We start from the raw sequence: 16,353 nt of genomic DNA on the forward strand, positions 1-16,353 counted from the left end.
ATGCCCTTACTTCAACTGCGAACCGTCAAGGACGGTCAGCGCCTTGACGATGTCGGCGCTCTTCTTGCGCACATCTTCCGGCGCCGCGACCATGCCGCGCTTGGTCAGCGCGCCGTCGGGGTTCCAGTTGGCGGCGAAGGCGTTCAGGAAGCCCTGGAGGCCGGGAATGGCCGTCATATGCGCCTTCTTCACATAGATGTAGAGCGGGCGCGCGCCGGGATATTGGCCGGTCGACACGGTTTCGTAGGTCGCCTCGATTCCGTCGATCGGCACGTCGTTCAGCGTGTCCTTGTTTTCCTCCAGGAAGCTGTAGCCGAACACGCCGACCGCATTGGGATTGGCGTTCAGCTTCTGCACGATCAGATTGTCGTTCTCGCCGGAGTCGACATATTTGCCGTCTTCGCGCACGCGGGTGCAGGTCGCCTTATATTCGTCCTCGCTCTTGTCCTTGAGCGCCTTCATCGCCGGATCGCTCTGGCAGCCCTTTTCCAGGATCAGTTCGGCGAGCGAATCGCGGGTGCCGCTGGTGGATGGCGGCCCGAAGACGGAGATGGGGATCGCAGGCAGGCTGGCGTCGACGTCTTTCCACGTCTGGGCCTTGTTCGGCCCCTTGCCATAAGGATTGGCCGCCAGCGCCTCATAGACGATCTTGGGGGTCAGCTTCAGGCCCGGACCCTTTTTCGATTCGGCGAAGGCGAGGCCGTCGACCCCGACCTGGACTTCGATGATGTCCTTGACGCCATTGGCCTGGCACTGCTCATATTCGGACTTCTTGATCCGGCGCGATGCGTTCTCAATGTCGGGATATTGCGCGCCGACGCCTGCGCAGAACAGCTTCATGCCGCCGCCGGTGCCGGTCGATTCGATGATCGGCGACTTCATGCCGGCATTGCCCTGCACGAACAGCTCGGCAACCGCCGTGGCGAAGGGATAGACGGTGGACGAACCGACCGCGCGGATCTGGTCGCGCGTCTGGCCCGCGCCGCCGGACTGGTCGCCGCAGGCGGAAAGGCTGAGAACGCTCACGGTCGTGGCGGCGAGCAGGGCGAATGTCTTCACGGAAACCTCCAAACAACAGAGCCGCGATTCGCTTGTCGCCGCCCCCTTGGGAAGCGCCCTAGTCGCGGACCATCGCGCCTTTGTGACAGTCAGGTTGCATTTTCATGACACCGCACCTGAAAGCGCCGAAGGACGCCGTTTCTCATCACTTTTATTTGGCGCTTCTTCCATGGGTGGGGGCAACAGGACGGTAATCGTCGTGCCCTTGCCCAATGTGCTGGCGATGTCGAACCGCCCGCGATGCCGCTCCACGATATGTTTGACGATGGCCAGGCCCAGGCCCGTGCCCCCCATCGCCCGGCTGCGACCCGAATCGACGCGATAGAAACGCTCGGTCAGGCGGGGCAGGTGATCGGGACCGATGCCTTCGCCTTCGTCGGCAACGGTCAGGCGGGTCATGCTACTCGGCCCTTCGTTCAGCGTGACGCGGATCGGCGTGCCGGGGCGGCCATATTTGATCGAATTGCCGATCAGATTGTGCAGCAGTTGCGACAACTGCGCCCGGTCGCCCTGAACGCTGGGCAATTGCGGCGCGATGGACATCTCCACTTCGCGTCCACGCTCGCCATGGCTGGATCGGAAGACGCCGACCACCTCGGCCGCCAGTTCCGACAGGTCGACCAGCGTGTCGGGCGCGCGATATTTCTCCGCCTCGATCCGGCTCAACGAAATCAGGTCGTCGATCAGCCGTTGCATCCGCCGCGCCTCGCCATCCATGATCTTCAGGAATCGCTGGCGGGTTTCGGTGTCCTGGCCCAGTTCCGGGTCGGCCAGCGTTTCGATGAAGCCCAATATGCCTGCCAGCGGCGTGCGCAGTTCATGGCTGGCATTGGCGACGAAATCGACGCGCATCCGTTCGGCTGCATGGGTGCCGCTATGGTCAACCAGATGCACCAGCTTGCGCATATCGGCGACCTGGCCGATCGGCGCGATACGCATCTGCCACCGCTGGTCGCGGCTGCCAAGGCCCACCAGTTCGACCATCACCGGTTCGGCCATCGGCGCGCTGCTCGCCAGCCGTTCCGCGGCGGCGGGGTGGCGTATGGCGATGCGGGCATCCTCGCCCTCTATATGCGTCCCCAACAAACGCTGGGCAGCGCGATTCGCATGGGCGATACGGCCCCGTTCCACCAGCATCAGCGGGTCCGATATACCCTCCAGCAGGCTGGTGAAATCGCGGTGACCGGCCAGGTCCGGTGCATCGAGGGCAACGTCCTGCGACGCCGGACGAAGGGCGATCCCCTGCGCGCAAATCAACAGGACGATCAGCCCCGCCAGGATTGGCAGGGCGATGGCGATGGGCGAAGCGCCCAGCAATAGTGCGCCCCCGGTGCCAAGCAACAGCATGGCCAGGGAGGCGGTAATCTGGGATATGGTCAGTCAATTCATGGTTACCGCGCTGGATTTGTCGCGCAATTGCTGCGATGGCTATCCTCAATAGCGTGCAATCTTTACGCTTTGGCAAGCGTGACGAGCGGATCAGAACGATATGAACGACCCGAAGCCCGGCCAGGACAGTCCCCAGATCAACGACGACGTGTCGGAAGATGCGCCGTCGCTTGCGGTCCCTTCGCGCCGTCAGTTGCTGATGGGCGGCGCAGCGGCGGCGTCGGCGATCGTGTCGATCCGCCCCGCGCTGGCCAATACCGCAGCGTCGGTGCTCAACTGCACCATCCCGGTGCCCGATCAGGGACGCGCCGCCAATTATATCGCGCCCAACGGCCAGCTGGTGCCTGCAGGGACGCCGGGCGCCTATCCCGGCGCAGGGCGTCCATTCACCGGCGAACAGGTGAAGCAGGCGCTACGTGGTCGTCCCTTGCCCGGCACCGGCTATCAGCAGAATCAGGCCTATCTCAATTATATCCGCCGGCTTCAGCGCGGAACGAGCGGCTTTACCTGCTATGCGTCCCTCCAAATGCCCCGTTGATCCCATCGCCGTTGCCATGATGTGAACGGATACGGTTTGTCCGCGTTGACGACGTCGAACCTGCGACGGTTCGATTTCCGACGAGGGCATATCGATGTTTCAGACCCGCCGCTTTGCGGCGCGCAATTTTTCGGTGGCGATCTATCTCTACCAGCCGGGCGACGGCGGCTTGGACCGTGTCGCCATCCTGCTAGCCAACCATTTGCTGCGACGCGGCGTCCCGGTCGAACTCTGGATGTCGCGGATGGACGGTGCGGCGGCGCATCTCATCGATCCCGCGCTGACCATCAGGCAGGTGCCGACCCCGCGCCTCGCGCGCCGCCTGTCGATGATCGCGCAATTTCCGGCCTTGTCCGCGATGGTGCGACGCTACCGCCCCGACATTCTCTATTCGGCCGGCAACCAGAGCAACATGCTGGTGGCGCTCGCGACGCTGGGCACCGATAGCAAAGCGGTTGGCCGCATATCCAATCCGATCGTGCGGCCCGGTCAGCAGGGACCGGGCGCCTGGGCGCGGCTGACGCGTTTCCGCGCCATCGCGCGGGCCTGCGACCTGACGATCGTCATGGGCGAGCATGACCGCGCGCTGCTGGCGCAAAGCGGCGATATCCGCTTGTTGCCCCGGCCGACCGTGACGCGCCTGATGGAGCGGGCCTGCGCGACCCGCACCGATCGCCGACCTGGCGATCCCTGGCGACTGCTGATGGTCGGGCGGCTGACCGAGCAGAAGGATCACGCCACGGCGCTCGCCGCACTGGCGCGTCTGTCGCATCGCGACTGGCGGCTGACCATCGCGGGGCAGGGGCCGTTGCGCGCCGAGCTGGAACGCGGATGCGTCGCGCTGGGAATCGCCGACCGCGTCGATTTCACCGGCTATGTCGGCGATCCCGAGCGGCTCGCCGCGCTGATGGCGCAATCCGACCTGCTGCTCCAGCCGTCGCGCTGGGAGGGGCTGTGCGCCACTTTGATCGAGGCGATGGCCTGCGGCATGGATGTGGTCGCGACCGACAGCACCCCCAATATCCGCCCCGTGCTGGCGTCCGGCGGGCAGCACCCGGTAACGCCGGTCGGCGATGCGGCGGCGTTCGCCCGCGCGATCGAACGCACCATGATGCGTCCTGCTCCCCGCGATCTGTTGGCGGCCGCAACCCGCGACCATGGCGTCGACCGCGCGCTCGACCGTTATCTGCGCGCCTTCGAACGACTGGCAGGCGCGCCTGCGCCCCTATCCATTCCGTCGCCAGCCCCGGCCTGATGCGTTAGGTCCCTAATCTGTTAGGTCTTTGTCTACGTCTTTCGCGCTACAGCGACATGGACAGTAGCAAAGGCACGGCATGTGAGCGGGATACAGGTCTATCGCCGGGATGTGGAAGACACGGTAGCCGCCTGCGTCCTCGACGATCTTACCCTTTTCTACCACCGCAGATCGGGCCAGACCCATATGGTCATCAGCCCCGTGCCCGAAATCTGGGACCATATGGCCGATGGCGCCCCGGTCACGGCGCAGGCGATGCACGACCGGCTGTCGCGCGACTATGATCTGGGACCGGTGGACGACGCGATCGCCGAAATCGGCGCGCATCTCGACGCGCTGGTCGCGCTGGGGCTGGTGCAGGCGCAATGAAGCATCACATCACCCTGCGCATCGGTCCCGCGACCTTCCGCATCGGCTCAGCCTGGCCGCAGCCCATCGCCCAGCTCGCCCGCCTCTATGCTGGCTATCCCGATATGCGGGGGGCGGTCGCCGATTTTACCGTGCGGCTCCAGCCGACCAGCGTCATGCGGCGGTGGGTGCGGCCATCCATCTTCATCACCGGCGACCATGGCCTGGCCGACGCCGCACCGATGAGCCTGGCGCACGGCCTGCTGGCGGCGGAAATGGGGATGAACCTGCAAATGGCGCTGGGCTGGCGGCGGCATCTGCTGCTCCATGCGTCCAGCGTGGAAAAGGACGGGCGCGTGCTCGTCATGACCGGTAAGTCGGGATCGGGCAAATCGACCCTGTCGGCGTTGCTGGGCGAACGGGGCTGGCGCTTCATGGGCGACGAATTCGCGCTGCTCGATTGCGATACGGGCGCGATCCTGCCTTTCCCCCGCCTCATCAGCCTCAAGAACCGGGCGATCGATGTCGTGGCCGATACCGTGGGCGAAGCGCGCATGGGGCCACTGCTCGCCGCCACCGCGAAGGGCGACATCCGACACATGGTGCCGCGTGCCGACGCGGTGGGGCGCATGGGTGACGGGGGCAAGCCGGCCTTGCTGCTCTTCCCCCGCTTCGGCCATGCCGCCGATGTGCGTCCATTGGGGCAGGGCGAAATCTTCATGCGGTTGACGCAGGCATCGACCAATTATGTCGCGCTGGGCGAACCGGCCTTTACTGCGCTGACCCGGTTCGTGACCGACGTCCCCGCGCGCGCGATCGACTTCCCATCCGGCGACGAAGCCATTGCGATGGTCGATCGGCTGTGGGAGGAACTGGCATGAGCGCGGCGCTGCTGGTGCGGGCGCTGCGCGATCCGGCCTGGGTCGCCGCGCTCGACGCCGAGGGCTGGAACGGCCTGCTCGCGGCGGCGCGGGCCGAACGGCTGATCGGCACGCTGGCTTACCGACTGGAGGGCGTCGTCGTGCCGCAGGCGGTGCGCCCAGTCCTGCACGACGCGCGGGGCGACACGGCACGCGAAGGCCAACAGGCGCTATGGGAGGCCGATCGCGCGGTCGAGGCGTGCCGGGGCCTCGCCGTCAAACTGGTGCTGCTCAAGGGCACGGCCTATGTCGCGGCGGACTTGCAGGCCGGGCAGGGGCGCTTCATCGGCGATCTCGACATCCTCGTGTCCCGCGACGCCATGCCCGCCGTGGAAGCGGCGCTGATCGCGGCGGGGTGGGAGTGGGTCAAGGAAGACCCCTATGACGACGCCTATTATCGGGATTGGATGCACGAACTGCCCCCGATGATCCATGTCGAGCGCGACCGGATGATCGACGTCCACCACACCATCTTGCCGCTGACCGCGCGCCAGACGCCGGACGCGGCGGCGATGCTGGCCGATGCGATATCCATAAGCAACGGGTTATATATTTTGCCGCCTGAAGATCGCGTCGTCCATTCCGTCGCCCATATGCTGGCCGATGGCGACATGCAGGGCGGGTTGCGCAATCTGTGGGACATATATTGCCTGCTCCCGGACGCCGATCCAGCGGCGCTGGATGCGCGGGCGGCCCATCACGGCCTGCGTCGCCATGTCCGGCAGGCGCAGCGTCTGGCGGCAGCGATCTTCGGGCATGGCGCGCACCTGACCCCATGGGACCGACTGGTGCGGGCGCGGCTGCTGGCGCGCGACGGTTGGGGCCGGGAAACCCACAAGGCGCTGGTCTTCGCCTTCTTCGTCCGCTCGCACTGGTTGCGCATGCCGCCGTTGATGCTGGCGCGCCATCTGTTCACCAAATGGCGCAAGGGACACCGGCCGCAATAGCGCGTTCGCCTATTCCTTTTTAAGAATATCGAGCGCCAGCACGGTCATCGCCTCGCTCGCCGTCGCGATCACCTTGTCCGCTTCGGGCGCCCAGAAGGGGCTGTGCAGTGAAGGCAGGCTGCCCTGACCGGCTTGCGCCGCCGCCATCTTGTCGGCGGGCACGCCGCCTACCCAGAAGATGAAGCTGTTGATGCTCTTGTCGGCGCGATAGAAACGGCCGAAATCCTCGCCCCCCATCACCGCCGGCGTCTTGATCACGCGGCCTTCGGGGAAATGCCCCTTGAGCACGCCAGCCATCTGCTCAGCAAATTCTGGCGGGTTGAAGGTGGAGGGGGTGAATTCGTCCTTCACCGTCACAACCGGCATCTTGTCCTCCGGCATGCCCGCGGCGATCGCCTCGCCCCGGCTGATTCGCCTGACCCCCTCGATCAGCTTGGCGCGCGTCTCGTCGGAATAGCTGCGGATGGTCAGCAACAATTTCGCTTCATCCGGAATGATATTATGCTTCGCCCCGGCCTGGAAGCTGCCGACGGTGACGACGGCGGGGTCTTGCGGATCCTGCTCGCGGCTGACCAGCGTCTGGAGCGAGGTGACGATGCGCGCGCCCAGCACGATCGGATCGCGCGTCGTCTGCGGATAGGCGCCATGGCCGCCCACCCCCTTCACCAGGACATCGACGCTGTCGACATTGGCCAGCGCATAGCCGGGCGTATAGCCGATCTGCCCCGCCGCGATATTGGCCGCGTCGTGGAAGGCGATGGCGTGGGTGGGCTTGGGGAAGCGCGTATATAGCCCGTCTTCCAGCATGTCGCGCGCGCCCTTGCCCACTTCCTCGGCGGGCTGGAGGATCATCACCAACGTGCCTTTCCACTCCGCCTTGCGCGCGGCCAGCAGCTTGGCGGTCTCGATAAAGGCGGTCATGTGCGTGTCGTGGCCGCAGGCATGCATGACGCCCGTCTCGACGCCCTCGGGCGTCTTGGTCCGCACCTTGGACGCGAATTCCAGCCCTGTCTGTTCCACGACCGGCAGCCCGTCCATGTCGGCGCGGATCAGCAGCGTCGGGCCGGACCCGTTCTTCATCACCGCGACCACGCCGGTGCCGCCGACCTTTTCGGTGACGTCGAATTTCAACGCCTTCAGTCGTTTGGCAAGTTTCGCCGCCGTGTTCACTTCCTGCAACGACAGTTCGGGATTGGCGTGGAGGTCGCGATACAGCGTCATCAGCCCGTCCATATCCTTGGCCACCGCCGCGCCGATTTCGCTCTGTGCGGGGGCGGCCGCAGCCACGGCAGGTGGCGACGGGGCGGGCGTGGTTTGGGCAAATGCGATGGATGAAAGGCTGGCGGCTGCCAGAATGGCCGTAAGCGCATGGCGCATGGTGATGATCTCCCTTGTTGGGTGCGAGCATAAGGGGATTTCGGAGGCGTAAAAGAGGATGTTTGGATCCCGCCGCAGCATAGCCTCAAAAAACATTCCCCTTGTAAAATGCGTGCGCACGCACCATTTCGGAAGAGAAAGGAACGATCCGGCGCGTCTGGCGCCCGTATGATCGTCCAGCATAATGCGGCAGGACCGCGTCGGGCGCTCTCGATGTGCGCCGATCCTTATATCCCCGACCCTAAAAAAGGAGCCTCCCCATGGCCCAGACATCCGCATTCTGCCTCACGCAACAGTCGCTGCATCAGGCGCGCGCCCTGTCCGAAACGCTGCCCAATGCGCGTAATGTGGCCCAGCGGGCGGCCAATGCCTGGGGCCGGGAGGCTGAACTGGCGATCGGCGCCGAACGCCGTCGCGCGACGCGCTCGGTACTGCCCGAAGACGAGATGATCAATGCCGAGTTCCGCGCCGAAGAGGCGGTCCTGCAAGACGCACGCTGACACCGACTTTTTTGGAAAGGGACTGACCATGGCCAAGAGCCAGAAGAAATCGAGCCGCGAAATCCGCAAGCCCAAGGCGGAAAAGCCCGCCAAGGCCAATGCGTCCAACCCGTCGACCAAGCCGGGCGTGGTCGGCATCGTGACGTTGAAAAGCTGAGCATGGCGACCGACGAAAAGCCGAGCCAGGCCCCCGCAAATGGGGGCCGTTCCATGTCCGGTCGCCGCTTCACGCCGCGCAACGCGGTGCGCCTGGCGCCCGACGCCGCCGAGCGGCAGGGGCGGATCACGCGGCTGGCGATCGCCCAACTGGGCGCGTCCGATGCGATCCTGTTCCTCAATAGCGAACATGACGGGCTGGCCGATCGTCCGCTGGCGCTGGCGACCAACAGCGAGGATGGATTGCAATCGGTCCTGCGCCTGTTGACCCCGCCGACCGGCTAGGACCAATCGACATTCAGCCCTGGCGGCCTGCAAATGGCTATTTTCCGGGCTTCCGGTGCTCACGTACTTTTAGTACGCTGCGCTCCGGGTCACAAAAAACAACCATTTTACCTTCGGTGGCCTTTGGCTCGGCTCGTCATCATCTGAATGTCGATTGGTCCTAGGCCGGATCATATCCATGGGCCGTTCGACGGCCCATGGATGGTCGCATCATTGCGCTGTCCAGCCGCCATCGACGCTGATGTTCGCGCCGGTGATATTGGCGGCCGCATCGCTGCACAGGAACAGGGCGACGCCCGCAACCTGTTCGACGGTCACGAATTGCTTGGTCGGCTGTCCCGCCAGCAGCACGTCGTTCATCACCTGATCGCGCGTCATGTTCCGCGCTTTCATCGTGTCGGGAATCTGGTTTTCGACCAGCGGCGTCCACACATAGCCGGGCGAGATACAGTTGGCGGTGATGCCGTCAGTCGCGACTTCCAGCGCGATCGTCTTGGTCAGGCCGGCAAGGCCATGTTTGGCCGTGACATAGGCGCTCTTGAACGGCGATGCGACCAGCGAATGGGCCGACGCCGTCTGGATGATGCGCCCCCACTTCTTCGACTTCATATAGGGAATGGCGAGCCGACTGGTGTGGAACGCGCTGCTCAGGTTCAGTGCGATGATAAGGTTCCACTTGTCGATTGGAAATTCATCGACCGGCGCGACATGCTGCGTGCCTGCATTGTTGATGAGGATGTCGACCCCGCCGAAGGCGTCTGCCGCCTGGGCCATCATCGCCTCGATCTCTTCGGCCTTGGTCAGGTCGTGGCCCGAATAAAGCGCCTTCGCCCCGCTCGTCGCCTCCAGCGCCAGCCGTTCCGTCTCGATCGCATCCGCATCGCCGAAACCATTGATGACGATGTTGGCGCCTTCGCCGGCCAGCAGCTTGGCATAGGCCAGCCCGATGCCCGACGTCGATCCGGTGATCAGCGCGGTCTTGCCTGCTAAAGACGTGCTCATGCCATTTTCTCCTTGAGATGATCGGGTTCGTCCAGGTCGAAGGTCGCGCTCTTGCCGTCGACGATGTTGCGCGCGATCAGGTCGCCCTTGTGCATCACTTCCTCCACCGCATCGCGGCCCTGGCTCCAATGATCCAGCATGGTCGATCGCGAAAATTCGAAATCCTTCGCGCCGCTTTCCCAGTTGCGCGAGCGATAGATCAGATGGACGATGTTCACCGACCCCCGGTCCAGGCACTGGCGCAGGGCCTTCGCCTCGGTGCTGTCCTGCAATTCGGGCGGCAGCTTGTTCAGCAGCGCTTCGATCGCGCCATGTTCGCGGCGCAGACGCAGATACTGGTCCGTCACCTGGCGGGTGCGGCTGCTATATTGCACGTCTTTCATCCGCGAATAGACGTCGGTCATCTGTCGCGGCATCGGCCCTTCGGCGGGGAAGAGGTCGACCTGAAACACCAGCATGTCCTCGGTCTGGTGATTGAGCACATGGGACAGCGGCGTGTTGGACACCAGGCCCCCGTCCCAATACCAGCGCCCGTCGATTTCGACCGGAGGCAGGCCAGGGGGCAGCGCGCCCGACGCCATGATGTGGCGCGCATCGATCCGCGTGTTGCCGCCCGGGCCACGCGTGTCCCAATAGGCGAAATTGCCCGTCTCCACATCGACCGCGCCAACCGACATCCTGACGGGCCCGTCGTTCAGCAGATCCCAGTCGACGCAGGCATCCAGCGTGTCTTTCAGTGGTGCGCTGTCGTAGAAGCTGATCGCGCCCGTCGTGCCTTCGGGCATCATCGTCGCTGGCCAGAGGCGCGGACGGAACATGCCCGGCACGCCGAAGGTGGCGACCACCGCAGCCGCGCCCAGATGCGCCGCTTCGCGGATATGGTCGATTTCCGGCAGGATCATGTTGGGCATGCCGCCCGACAGCGTGTACCAGAATTTCTTCAGCCGACTGATGCGGCGATGCGGCGGATTGCCGGCGATGATCGCCGCGTTGATCGCACCGATCGAAATCCCCGCGACCCAGCTGACGTCGATGCCCAGATCGTCCAGCCGTTCATAGACGCCCGCCTGGTACGAGCCGAGCGCGCCGCCGCCCTGCAACAGCAGCGCGACTTCCCGGGGCAGGGGCAGCGGCGTGCGGTGGCGGCGGGGTGGTTTCGCGTCTGCACGCGGGGGATCGATGTCAGCCATGTCGCAGTGCAATATAGGCTTTGCCAAGGCGATTCCAACTTAATGTCTCGTAACATTTCATGGCCTCCCCGCAACCTTCGCGGCATCGGGCGGTTCCCCGGATGTGCCGGATCGCGTAGGCAGGGATTGACGAAAAGGGGAGGGCGCCATGCGGCTCGACGACGAACAGGAAAGCAGCAATTACGAAATACAGCGCGGCGGCGGCGGTGGCGGCGGACTGGGCGGTGGCCTGGGCATGCTCCTGCCGCTGATAGGTAGCCGCTTCGGCTGCGGCGGCATCGCGGTCGTGCTCATCATCATGGTCGTCATGGGCATCAATCCGCTCAGCCTGATCGGCGGTGGCGGTGGTGGGCAGCAGGTGCAGACGGAACGCCCGGCGACCGGCCAGTTGACCGACGTCCAGCGCACCTCGCTCAAAGTGCTGGGTTCGACCGAACGACGCTGGACCGACATTTTCAAGGCGGAGGGACAGCAATATCCGCCCCCGAAGCTGGTCTTCTACAGCCAGAACGGCCAGTCCGGCTGCGGCGCGGCGCAATCGGCGATGGGGCCTTTCTATTGCCCGGCTGACCAGCGCATCTATCTCGACACCGATTTCTTCAACGAGATGCAAACGCGCTTCAACGCGCCGGGCGATTTCCCGATCGGCTACATCATCGCGCATGAGGTCGGCCACCATATCCAGACCATCACCGGCGAAGCGGACAAGATCCGCAAGGCGCAGCAAAGCGCATCGGAAGCGCAAGGCAATGCGCTGCAAGTGCAGATGGAATTGCAGGCCGACTGCTACGCCGGGGTCTGGGCAGCGCGCGACACCAACCTCATGGAAGCGGGCGATCTGGAGGAAGGCATGCGCGCGGCCGAAGCGATCGGCGACGACACGCTGCAAAAGGCCGCAGGCCGCCGCCCCGTCCCCGAAAGCTTCACCCACGGAACCAGCGCACAACGCATGGAATGGCTGCAAAAGGGGCTGTCGACGGGTGACCCCGCTCAATGCGACACGTTCAAGGGCGCAATCTGACGGCTGTCGCATGACGGCAGGCGCGTAGCCATTGCGCGCCTGCCGTCATGATTTGAGGTTGAAACTGCTCCGAGTTGGCAGTGGGTCGGCAAAGCCCGGAAACGGGCAAAATGTTCAGTGCCGGTCGAGCTTCGCGAGTAATGCCATCATGTCGTCGGGTATGACATCGCGCCCTGGCGCGTAGGTGGCGCGAAGGGCGTTGCCGACCCCTTCATATGGCTCCGGCACGGCGACGGTGACGATGGGGCCGCTGCCGCCCTCCCGCCCTGTTGCCGATCGGCCGAAAGCTTTGCGCTGGATGTCCATGAAAGCTGAACGGCTTTGTGGCCCAAAAGTTTCTGGCATTCGTCGCAAGGCCAAGCGATAGCGCGGGCATAAGGGAGAGACGACGTGACCGACTGGCTGGAAACGCAAGCCCGGATCAGGGGCCATTCGCCCTTCCTGTCGCGCGCATTGGACCGGTTCCCGGCCGTGGTGGAGCGACTGGCGGCGGGCGACCATGACGGCGCGCTGGTCGTTGCGCAGGCGGCGGGCGGCCCCGAACACGCGCCGGACGCCAGCATTGCCCGTTCATTGCGGCGCCGTCGCGGTGCCATCGCGCTGGCGGTCGCCGCCGCCGATCTGGCGGGCGCATGGGACATGGACCGCGTCACCCGCACCCTGTCCGACTTCGCCGACCAGGCGCTGGAGGAAGCGCTCGCCGCCGCGATGCGCGAACGTTATCCTGATGCGGAGCATAAGGGCTTCGTCGTCCTGGCGCTCGGCAAGCATGGCAGCCGCGAACTCAATTACTCGTCGGATATCGACCCGATCCTGCTCTACGATCCCGCCACCCTGCCACATGGCGAGCGGGAGGATGTCGCCGACGCCGCCGTGCGCATCGGTCGGCGGATGAGCGAATTGCTGACCGCGCGCGACGGCGATGGCTATGTCTTTCGCGTCGACCTGCGCCTGCGGCCCTCGCCCGAAGCCACGCCCATCGCCCTGCCGGTGGAGGCTGCGATCGGCTATTATGAATCGACCGCGATGGGGTGGGAACAGGCCGCCTTCATCCGCGCGCGCCCGGCAGCGGGGGACATAGCGCTTGGCGACTATTTCCTGCGCCAGATCCGCCCCTTCGTCTGGCGACGGAGCCTGGATTTCGGTGCGATCGACGCCATCGTCGACATATCGCGGCGCATCCGCGACCATTATGCGCAGGGCCAGGCCTTCGGTCCCGGCTATGACCTCAAGCGCGGGCGCGGCGGCATCCGCGAGGTCGAGTTTTTCGCGCAGGTCCATCAGCTTATCCACGGCGGCCGCAATACCGCGCTGCGGTCCGGCAATACGCGCGAGGCACTGCGTGCGCTGGCGGCGGCCAACATAATCGAGCCGGAGGTCGCCGCCCGGCTGGACGAGGCCTATACTCTTTTCCGTACCATCGAGCATCGGCTCCAGATGGTGGAGGACCGACAGACCCACGAACTGCCCAAATCATCAGACAGCCTCGACAATGTCGCGCGCCTCCACGGACTGGCCGACGGCGAAGCGCTGCTCGACCTGCTGCGCCCGCATGTCGAATGGGTCGGGCGCAACTACGACCGGCTCAGTCCCGAAAAGGACGACGCGGCGCTCTCCCATGATGACGATCGCCTGAAACAGCAACTGACCGACCTTGGCTTTGCCGATCCCGAAACCCCGCTCGCCCGCATCGCCCGCTGGCGCGGCGGCACCATCCGCGCGCTGCGCAGCGCCCCGTCGCGCGACGCGCTGGAAGCGCTGCTGCCCGGCCTGATGCGCACGCTGGCGCAGGCGCCCGATCCCAGCCGCGCGCTCAATCGGCTGGACGACATGATCGCCCGCCTGCCCAGCGCCATCAACTTCTTCAAGCTGCTCGCCGCCCGCCCGGCGCTGGTGGAACTGCTGGCCGAACTGCTCAGCCACGCGCCCACGCTGGCCGATGCGCTGGGCCGCCGCGCCGAACTGATCGACGGGCTGATCGACGCCACCGCCTTCGATCCGCCGCCGCCCGTGCCGGAACTGGCGGCGCAGCTTGGCATGCTGGAACCGGGCGAGGATTATCAGGCGCTGCTCGACCGGGTGCGCCAGCGCGTCGGCGATCGCCGCTTCGCGCTGGGCGCGCAGATCATTCGTGGCGGCGATCCGCTGGAGGCGGGCAGGGGCTATGGCCGCGTCGCGCAAGCCGCGATAGAGGCACTGGCGGCGGGCACCATCGCGGAATTCGAAACCGCCCATGGCAAAGTGCCGGGCGGCGAACTGCTGATCCTGGCGCTCGGCCGCATGGGCGGGGGCGTGCTGACCCATGCGTCCGACCTCGACCTCGTCTATCTCTTCACCGGCGCCTTCTCGACCGAATTGGATGGGCCCAGGCCCTTGGGCGCGACCCAATATTTCAATCGCCTGGCCCAGCGGATCACCAACGCCCTGTCCGTTTCCACCGCGTCCGGCCCGCTCTACGAAGTCGATACCCGCCTGCGCCCGTCGGGCGCGCAGGGGTTGCTGGCGGTCAGCCTCGACAGCTTCGCCAAATATCAGAGGGAAGAGGCTTGGACCTGGGAGCATCTGGCGCTGACCCGCGCCCGCCCGGTCTTCGGATCGCCACAGGCGCGTGCCGCGCTCGACGCGATCCTCGTTGAAACGCTCCAGCGCCCCCGCGACTTCGACGATCTGGCACGCCAAGCGGTGAAGATGCGCGGCGACATTGCGAAGCATAAGCCGCCCGCCAGCGATCTCGACGTCAAACTGGTGCCGGGTGGCCTCATTGACCTGGAGTTTCTGATCCACGTCAACCAGTTCCATTATCGCATGGCCTTCGATCCGGACCTGAGCAAGGCGCTGGCCGAACTCGTCGCCGCCGGGCATCTGCCCGCCGGCCTCATCGCTGCGCACGATCTCGTCACCCGCTATCTGGTCGTCTCCCGCCTTGTGTCGCCCAAATCGACGCAGCCGGCGGAGGCCACCCGGCCGCTGGTCGCGCGCGCCTGCGGCGCGGCGGATTGGGACGGGCTGCTTGCAAGCTATGCCAAGGCGCGGCAATGCGTGGGCGAAGCCTGGGCCGCGCTCGCCGCGCCCTATCAGGAGGAAGCATGATGCTGGAACAGGGTATGTCCGTCCCCGCCGTTACGTTGGTCGATGCGCAAGGCGTGGAATTCACGCTGGACGCCTATCGCGACAAGCCGCTGGTCGTCTATTTCTATCCCAAGGCGGACACGCCCGGCTGCACCAACGAGGCGAAGGACTTCACCGCGCTGGCCGATGATTTTGCGGAGGTCAGCGTGCCGGTCATCGGCGTTTCCAAGGACAAGCCGGGCAAGCTCAAGAAGTTCGCCGACAAATATGGCCTGCGCGTCATCCTGGCCTCCGACGAATCGGGTGCGGCCTGTGAGGCGTTCGGCACCTGGGTCGAAAAATCACTCTATGGTCGCAAATATATGGGCATCGAACGCGCCACCTTCCTGATCGGCGCGGACGGCGCGATCCTGCGGGTCTGGCCCAAGGTAAAGGTGAAGGGCCATGCGCAGGAGGTGCTGGAGGCGGTGAAGGCGCTTTGATCCTGCCCGATGCCGTCACCAGCGTGGGGGCGGCCTGCGCTCATATATTGCTGACCCCCGATCCGCGGGACAAGCTGATGGCGGCGCGCGCCGTGGCGCGGGCCTGGCGGATGGGACGACTGGCGCATCGCTTCGACGTCGCGATGCCCGATACGCCCGCGCGCCCCGCAAAGCCCGAACTCCTGCCGCCCGCGCAGATGCCCCGGCGCGGCAAGATCGGTTCGGATCGGGCGCGCATCGCGATGCTCCACGCGATCGCCCATATCGAATGTGTCGCGATCGATCTGGCGTTCGACCTGATCGGCCGTTTCGGCGCGCAATTCCCTGTCGCCTTCACCAACGACTGGATGCAGGTGGGCGCTGAAGAGGCGATGCATTTCGCGCTGCTCGACCGCCGCCTGCGCCAGATGGGCAGCCATTATGGCGCGCTGCCCGCGCATGATGGCTTGTGGCAGGCGGCCAGCGAGACGGCAGGCGACGTTCTAGCGCGGCTCGCCATCGTCCCCATGGTGTTGGAAGCGCGCGCGCTGGATATCACGCCCGCCACGATCGACCGGTTCGAAGGGGCAGGGGACCGGCTGTCCGGACGCATGTTGCGACGCATCATGGCGGACGAGATTCGGCACGTTTCGGCTGGCACCAAATGGTTCATCGCAGCGACGAACCGATCGGGGCTGGACGCCGCCAATCATTACCAAATGCTTGTGAAACGCCACTTTAGGGGCAGCGTTAAGCCGCCGTTCAACGGCTCGGCGCGTCGGCAGGCCGGTTTGACGGAAGAATTCTACGTCGCGCTTGCAACATGATGCGCGATT

The 16,353-nt window shown here is 65.4% G+C and carries 18 protein-coding genes; 12 read left to right on the forward strand and 6 right to left on the reverse strand.

Features of this window, described 5'->3' with window-relative positions; all coding sequences use genetic code 11:
• Positions 1-6 precede the first annotated feature (6 nt).
• Entirely contained in the window at positions 7-1,059 is a 1,053-nt protein-coding gene (locus U5A82_RS09170) for a substrate-binding domain-containing protein (protein ID WP_326290308.1), read from the reverse strand.
• Positions 1,060-1,161: 102 nt separating this feature from the next.
• Positions 1,162-2,406: an ATP-binding protein gene (locus tag U5A82_RS09175; protein ID WP_326290309.1), complete on the reverse strand. Its 1,245-nt coding sequence runs from the start codon at positions 2,404-2,406 to the stop codon at positions 1,162-1,164.
• Between the two features lie 142 nt (positions 2,407-2,548).
• On the opposite strand from U5A82_RS09175, the gene U5A82_RS09180 reads away from it, so the two are divergent.
• The 5 genes from U5A82_RS09180 (at position 2,549) to U5A82_RS09200 (ending at position 6,456) form a co-directional block, all read left to right on the forward strand.
• Positions 2,549-2,986, forward strand: coding sequence for a hypothetical protein (locus U5A82_RS09180; protein ID WP_326290310.1), 438 nt, complete (start codon positions 2,549-2,551; stop codon positions 2,984-2,986).
• Between the two features lie 94 nt (positions 2,987-3,080).
• A complete protein-coding gene (locus U5A82_RS09185; protein WP_326290311.1) occupies positions 3,081-4,241 on the forward strand; it encodes a glycosyltransferase in 1,161 nt (386 codons plus the stop codon).
• Between the two features lie 81 nt (positions 4,242-4,322).
• On the forward strand, positions 4,323-4,610 hold the full coding sequence (locus U5A82_RS09190) for an HPr-rel-A system PqqD family peptide chaperone (protein ID WP_326290313.1): 288 nt from the start codon (positions 4,323-4,325) through the stop codon (positions 4,608-4,610).
• On the forward strand, positions 4,607-5,470 hold the full coding sequence (locus U5A82_RS09195; RefSeq protein ID WP_326290314.1) for an HprK-related kinase A: 864 nt from the start codon (positions 4,607-4,609) through the stop codon (positions 5,468-5,470). The genes U5A82_RS09190 and U5A82_RS09195 overlap by 4 nt, the downstream gene beginning before the upstream one ends.
• Positions 5,467-6,456: a nucleotidyltransferase domain-containing protein gene (locus U5A82_RS09200; RefSeq protein ID WP_326290316.1), complete on the forward strand. Its 990-nt coding sequence runs from the start codon at positions 5,467-5,469 to the stop codon at positions 6,454-6,456. Before U5A82_RS09195 ends, U5A82_RS09200 begins: the two co-directional genes overlap by 4 nt.
• Before the next feature lie 9 nt (positions 6,457-6,465).
• Here the strand turns inward: U5A82_RS09200 and U5A82_RS09205 are convergent, their stop codons facing one another.
• Positions 6,466-7,833, reverse strand: coding sequence for an amidohydrolase (locus tag U5A82_RS09205; RefSeq protein ID WP_326290318.1), 1,368 nt, complete (start codon positions 7,831-7,833; stop codon positions 6,466-6,468).
• 260 nt (positions 7,834-8,093) lie between these two features.
• On the opposite strand from U5A82_RS09205, the gene U5A82_RS09210 reads away from it, so the two are divergent.
• The 3 genes from U5A82_RS09210 to U5A82_RS09220 are packed head-to-tail and all read left to right on the forward strand — an operon-like array spanning position 8,094 to position 8,774.
• Entirely contained in the window at positions 8,094-8,333 is a 240-nt protein-coding gene (locus U5A82_RS09210; RefSeq protein ID WP_326290320.1) for a hypothetical protein, read from the forward strand.
• 28 nt (positions 8,334-8,361) lie between these two features.
• The gene (locus U5A82_RS09215) at positions 8,362-8,490 is read left to right on the forward strand and encodes a hypothetical protein (protein ID WP_326290322.1); all 129 of its coding nucleotides are present in this window, start codon (positions 8,362-8,364) and stop codon (positions 8,488-8,490) included.
• 53 nt (positions 8,491-8,543) lie between these two features.
• Positions 8,544-8,774, forward strand: coding sequence for a hypothetical protein (locus U5A82_RS09220; protein ID WP_326290324.1), 231 nt, complete (start codon positions 8,544-8,546; stop codon positions 8,772-8,774).
• A gap of 210 nt (positions 8,775-8,984) precedes the next feature.
• Here U5A82_RS09220 and U5A82_RS09225 read toward each other — a convergent pair whose 3' ends face one another.
• On the reverse strand, positions 8,985-9,776 hold the full coding sequence (locus U5A82_RS09225) for a 3-hydroxybutyrate dehydrogenase (protein WP_326290325.1): 792 nt from the start codon (positions 9,774-9,776) through the stop codon (positions 8,985-8,987).
• Positions 9,773-10,966, reverse strand: coding sequence for a patatin-like phospholipase family protein (locus tag U5A82_RS09230; RefSeq protein WP_326290326.1), 1,194 nt, complete (start codon positions 10,964-10,966; stop codon positions 9,773-9,775). Before U5A82_RS09230 ends, U5A82_RS09225 begins: the two co-directional genes overlap by 4 nt.
• 148 nt (positions 10,967-11,114) lie before the next feature.
• Here U5A82_RS09230 and ypfJ point away from each other — a divergent pair, with 148 nt between their 5' ends.
• Positions 11,115-11,987: a KPN_02809 family neutral zinc metallopeptidase gene (gene ypfJ / locus U5A82_RS09235; RefSeq protein ID WP_326290327.1), complete on the forward strand. Its 873-nt coding sequence runs from the start codon at positions 11,115-11,117 to the stop codon at positions 11,985-11,987.
• Positions 11,988-12,101: 114 nt separating this feature from the next.
• Here ypfJ and U5A82_RS09240 read toward each other — a convergent pair whose 3' ends face one another.
• Complete coding sequence (locus U5A82_RS09240; RefSeq protein ID WP_326290328.1) at positions 12,102-12,293, reverse strand: hypothetical protein; 192 nt, start codon at positions 12,291-12,293, stop codon at positions 12,102-12,104.
• A gap of 84 nt (positions 12,294-12,377) precedes the next feature.
• On the opposite strand from U5A82_RS09240, the gene U5A82_RS09245 reads away from it, so the two are divergent.
• From U5A82_RS09245 to U5A82_RS09255, 3 genes are read left to right on the forward strand one after another with little or no spacing between them, the layout of a single operon-like run.
• Positions 12,378-15,077, forward strand: a complete 2,700-nt coding sequence (locus tag U5A82_RS09245; RefSeq protein WP_326290329.1) for a bifunctional [glutamine synthetase] adenylyltransferase/[glutamine synthetase]-adenylyl-L-tyrosine phosphorylase — start codon at positions 12,378-12,380, stop codon at positions 15,075-15,077.
• On the forward strand, positions 15,077-15,538 hold the full coding sequence (bcp, locus tag U5A82_RS09250; protein ID WP_326292893.1) for a thioredoxin-dependent thiol peroxidase: 462 nt from the start codon (positions 15,077-15,079) through the stop codon (positions 15,536-15,538). Before U5A82_RS09245 ends, bcp begins: the two co-directional genes overlap by 1 nt.
• Positions 15,535-16,344 (forward strand): ferritin-like domain-containing protein, encoded by an 810-nt coding sequence (locus tag U5A82_RS09255; RefSeq protein ID WP_326290331.1) that lies wholly within the window; start codon positions 15,535-15,537, stop codon positions 16,342-16,344. Before bcp ends, U5A82_RS09255 begins: the two co-directional genes overlap by 4 nt.
• The last annotated feature ends 9 nt before the right edge of the window (positions 16,345-16,353 follow it).

It is taken from the genome of Sphingobium sp. CR2-8, assembly GCF_035818615.1.
In the GTDB taxonomy this organism is placed as follows: Bacteria; Pseudomonadota; Alphaproteobacteria; order Sphingomonadales; family Sphingomonadaceae; genus Sphingobium.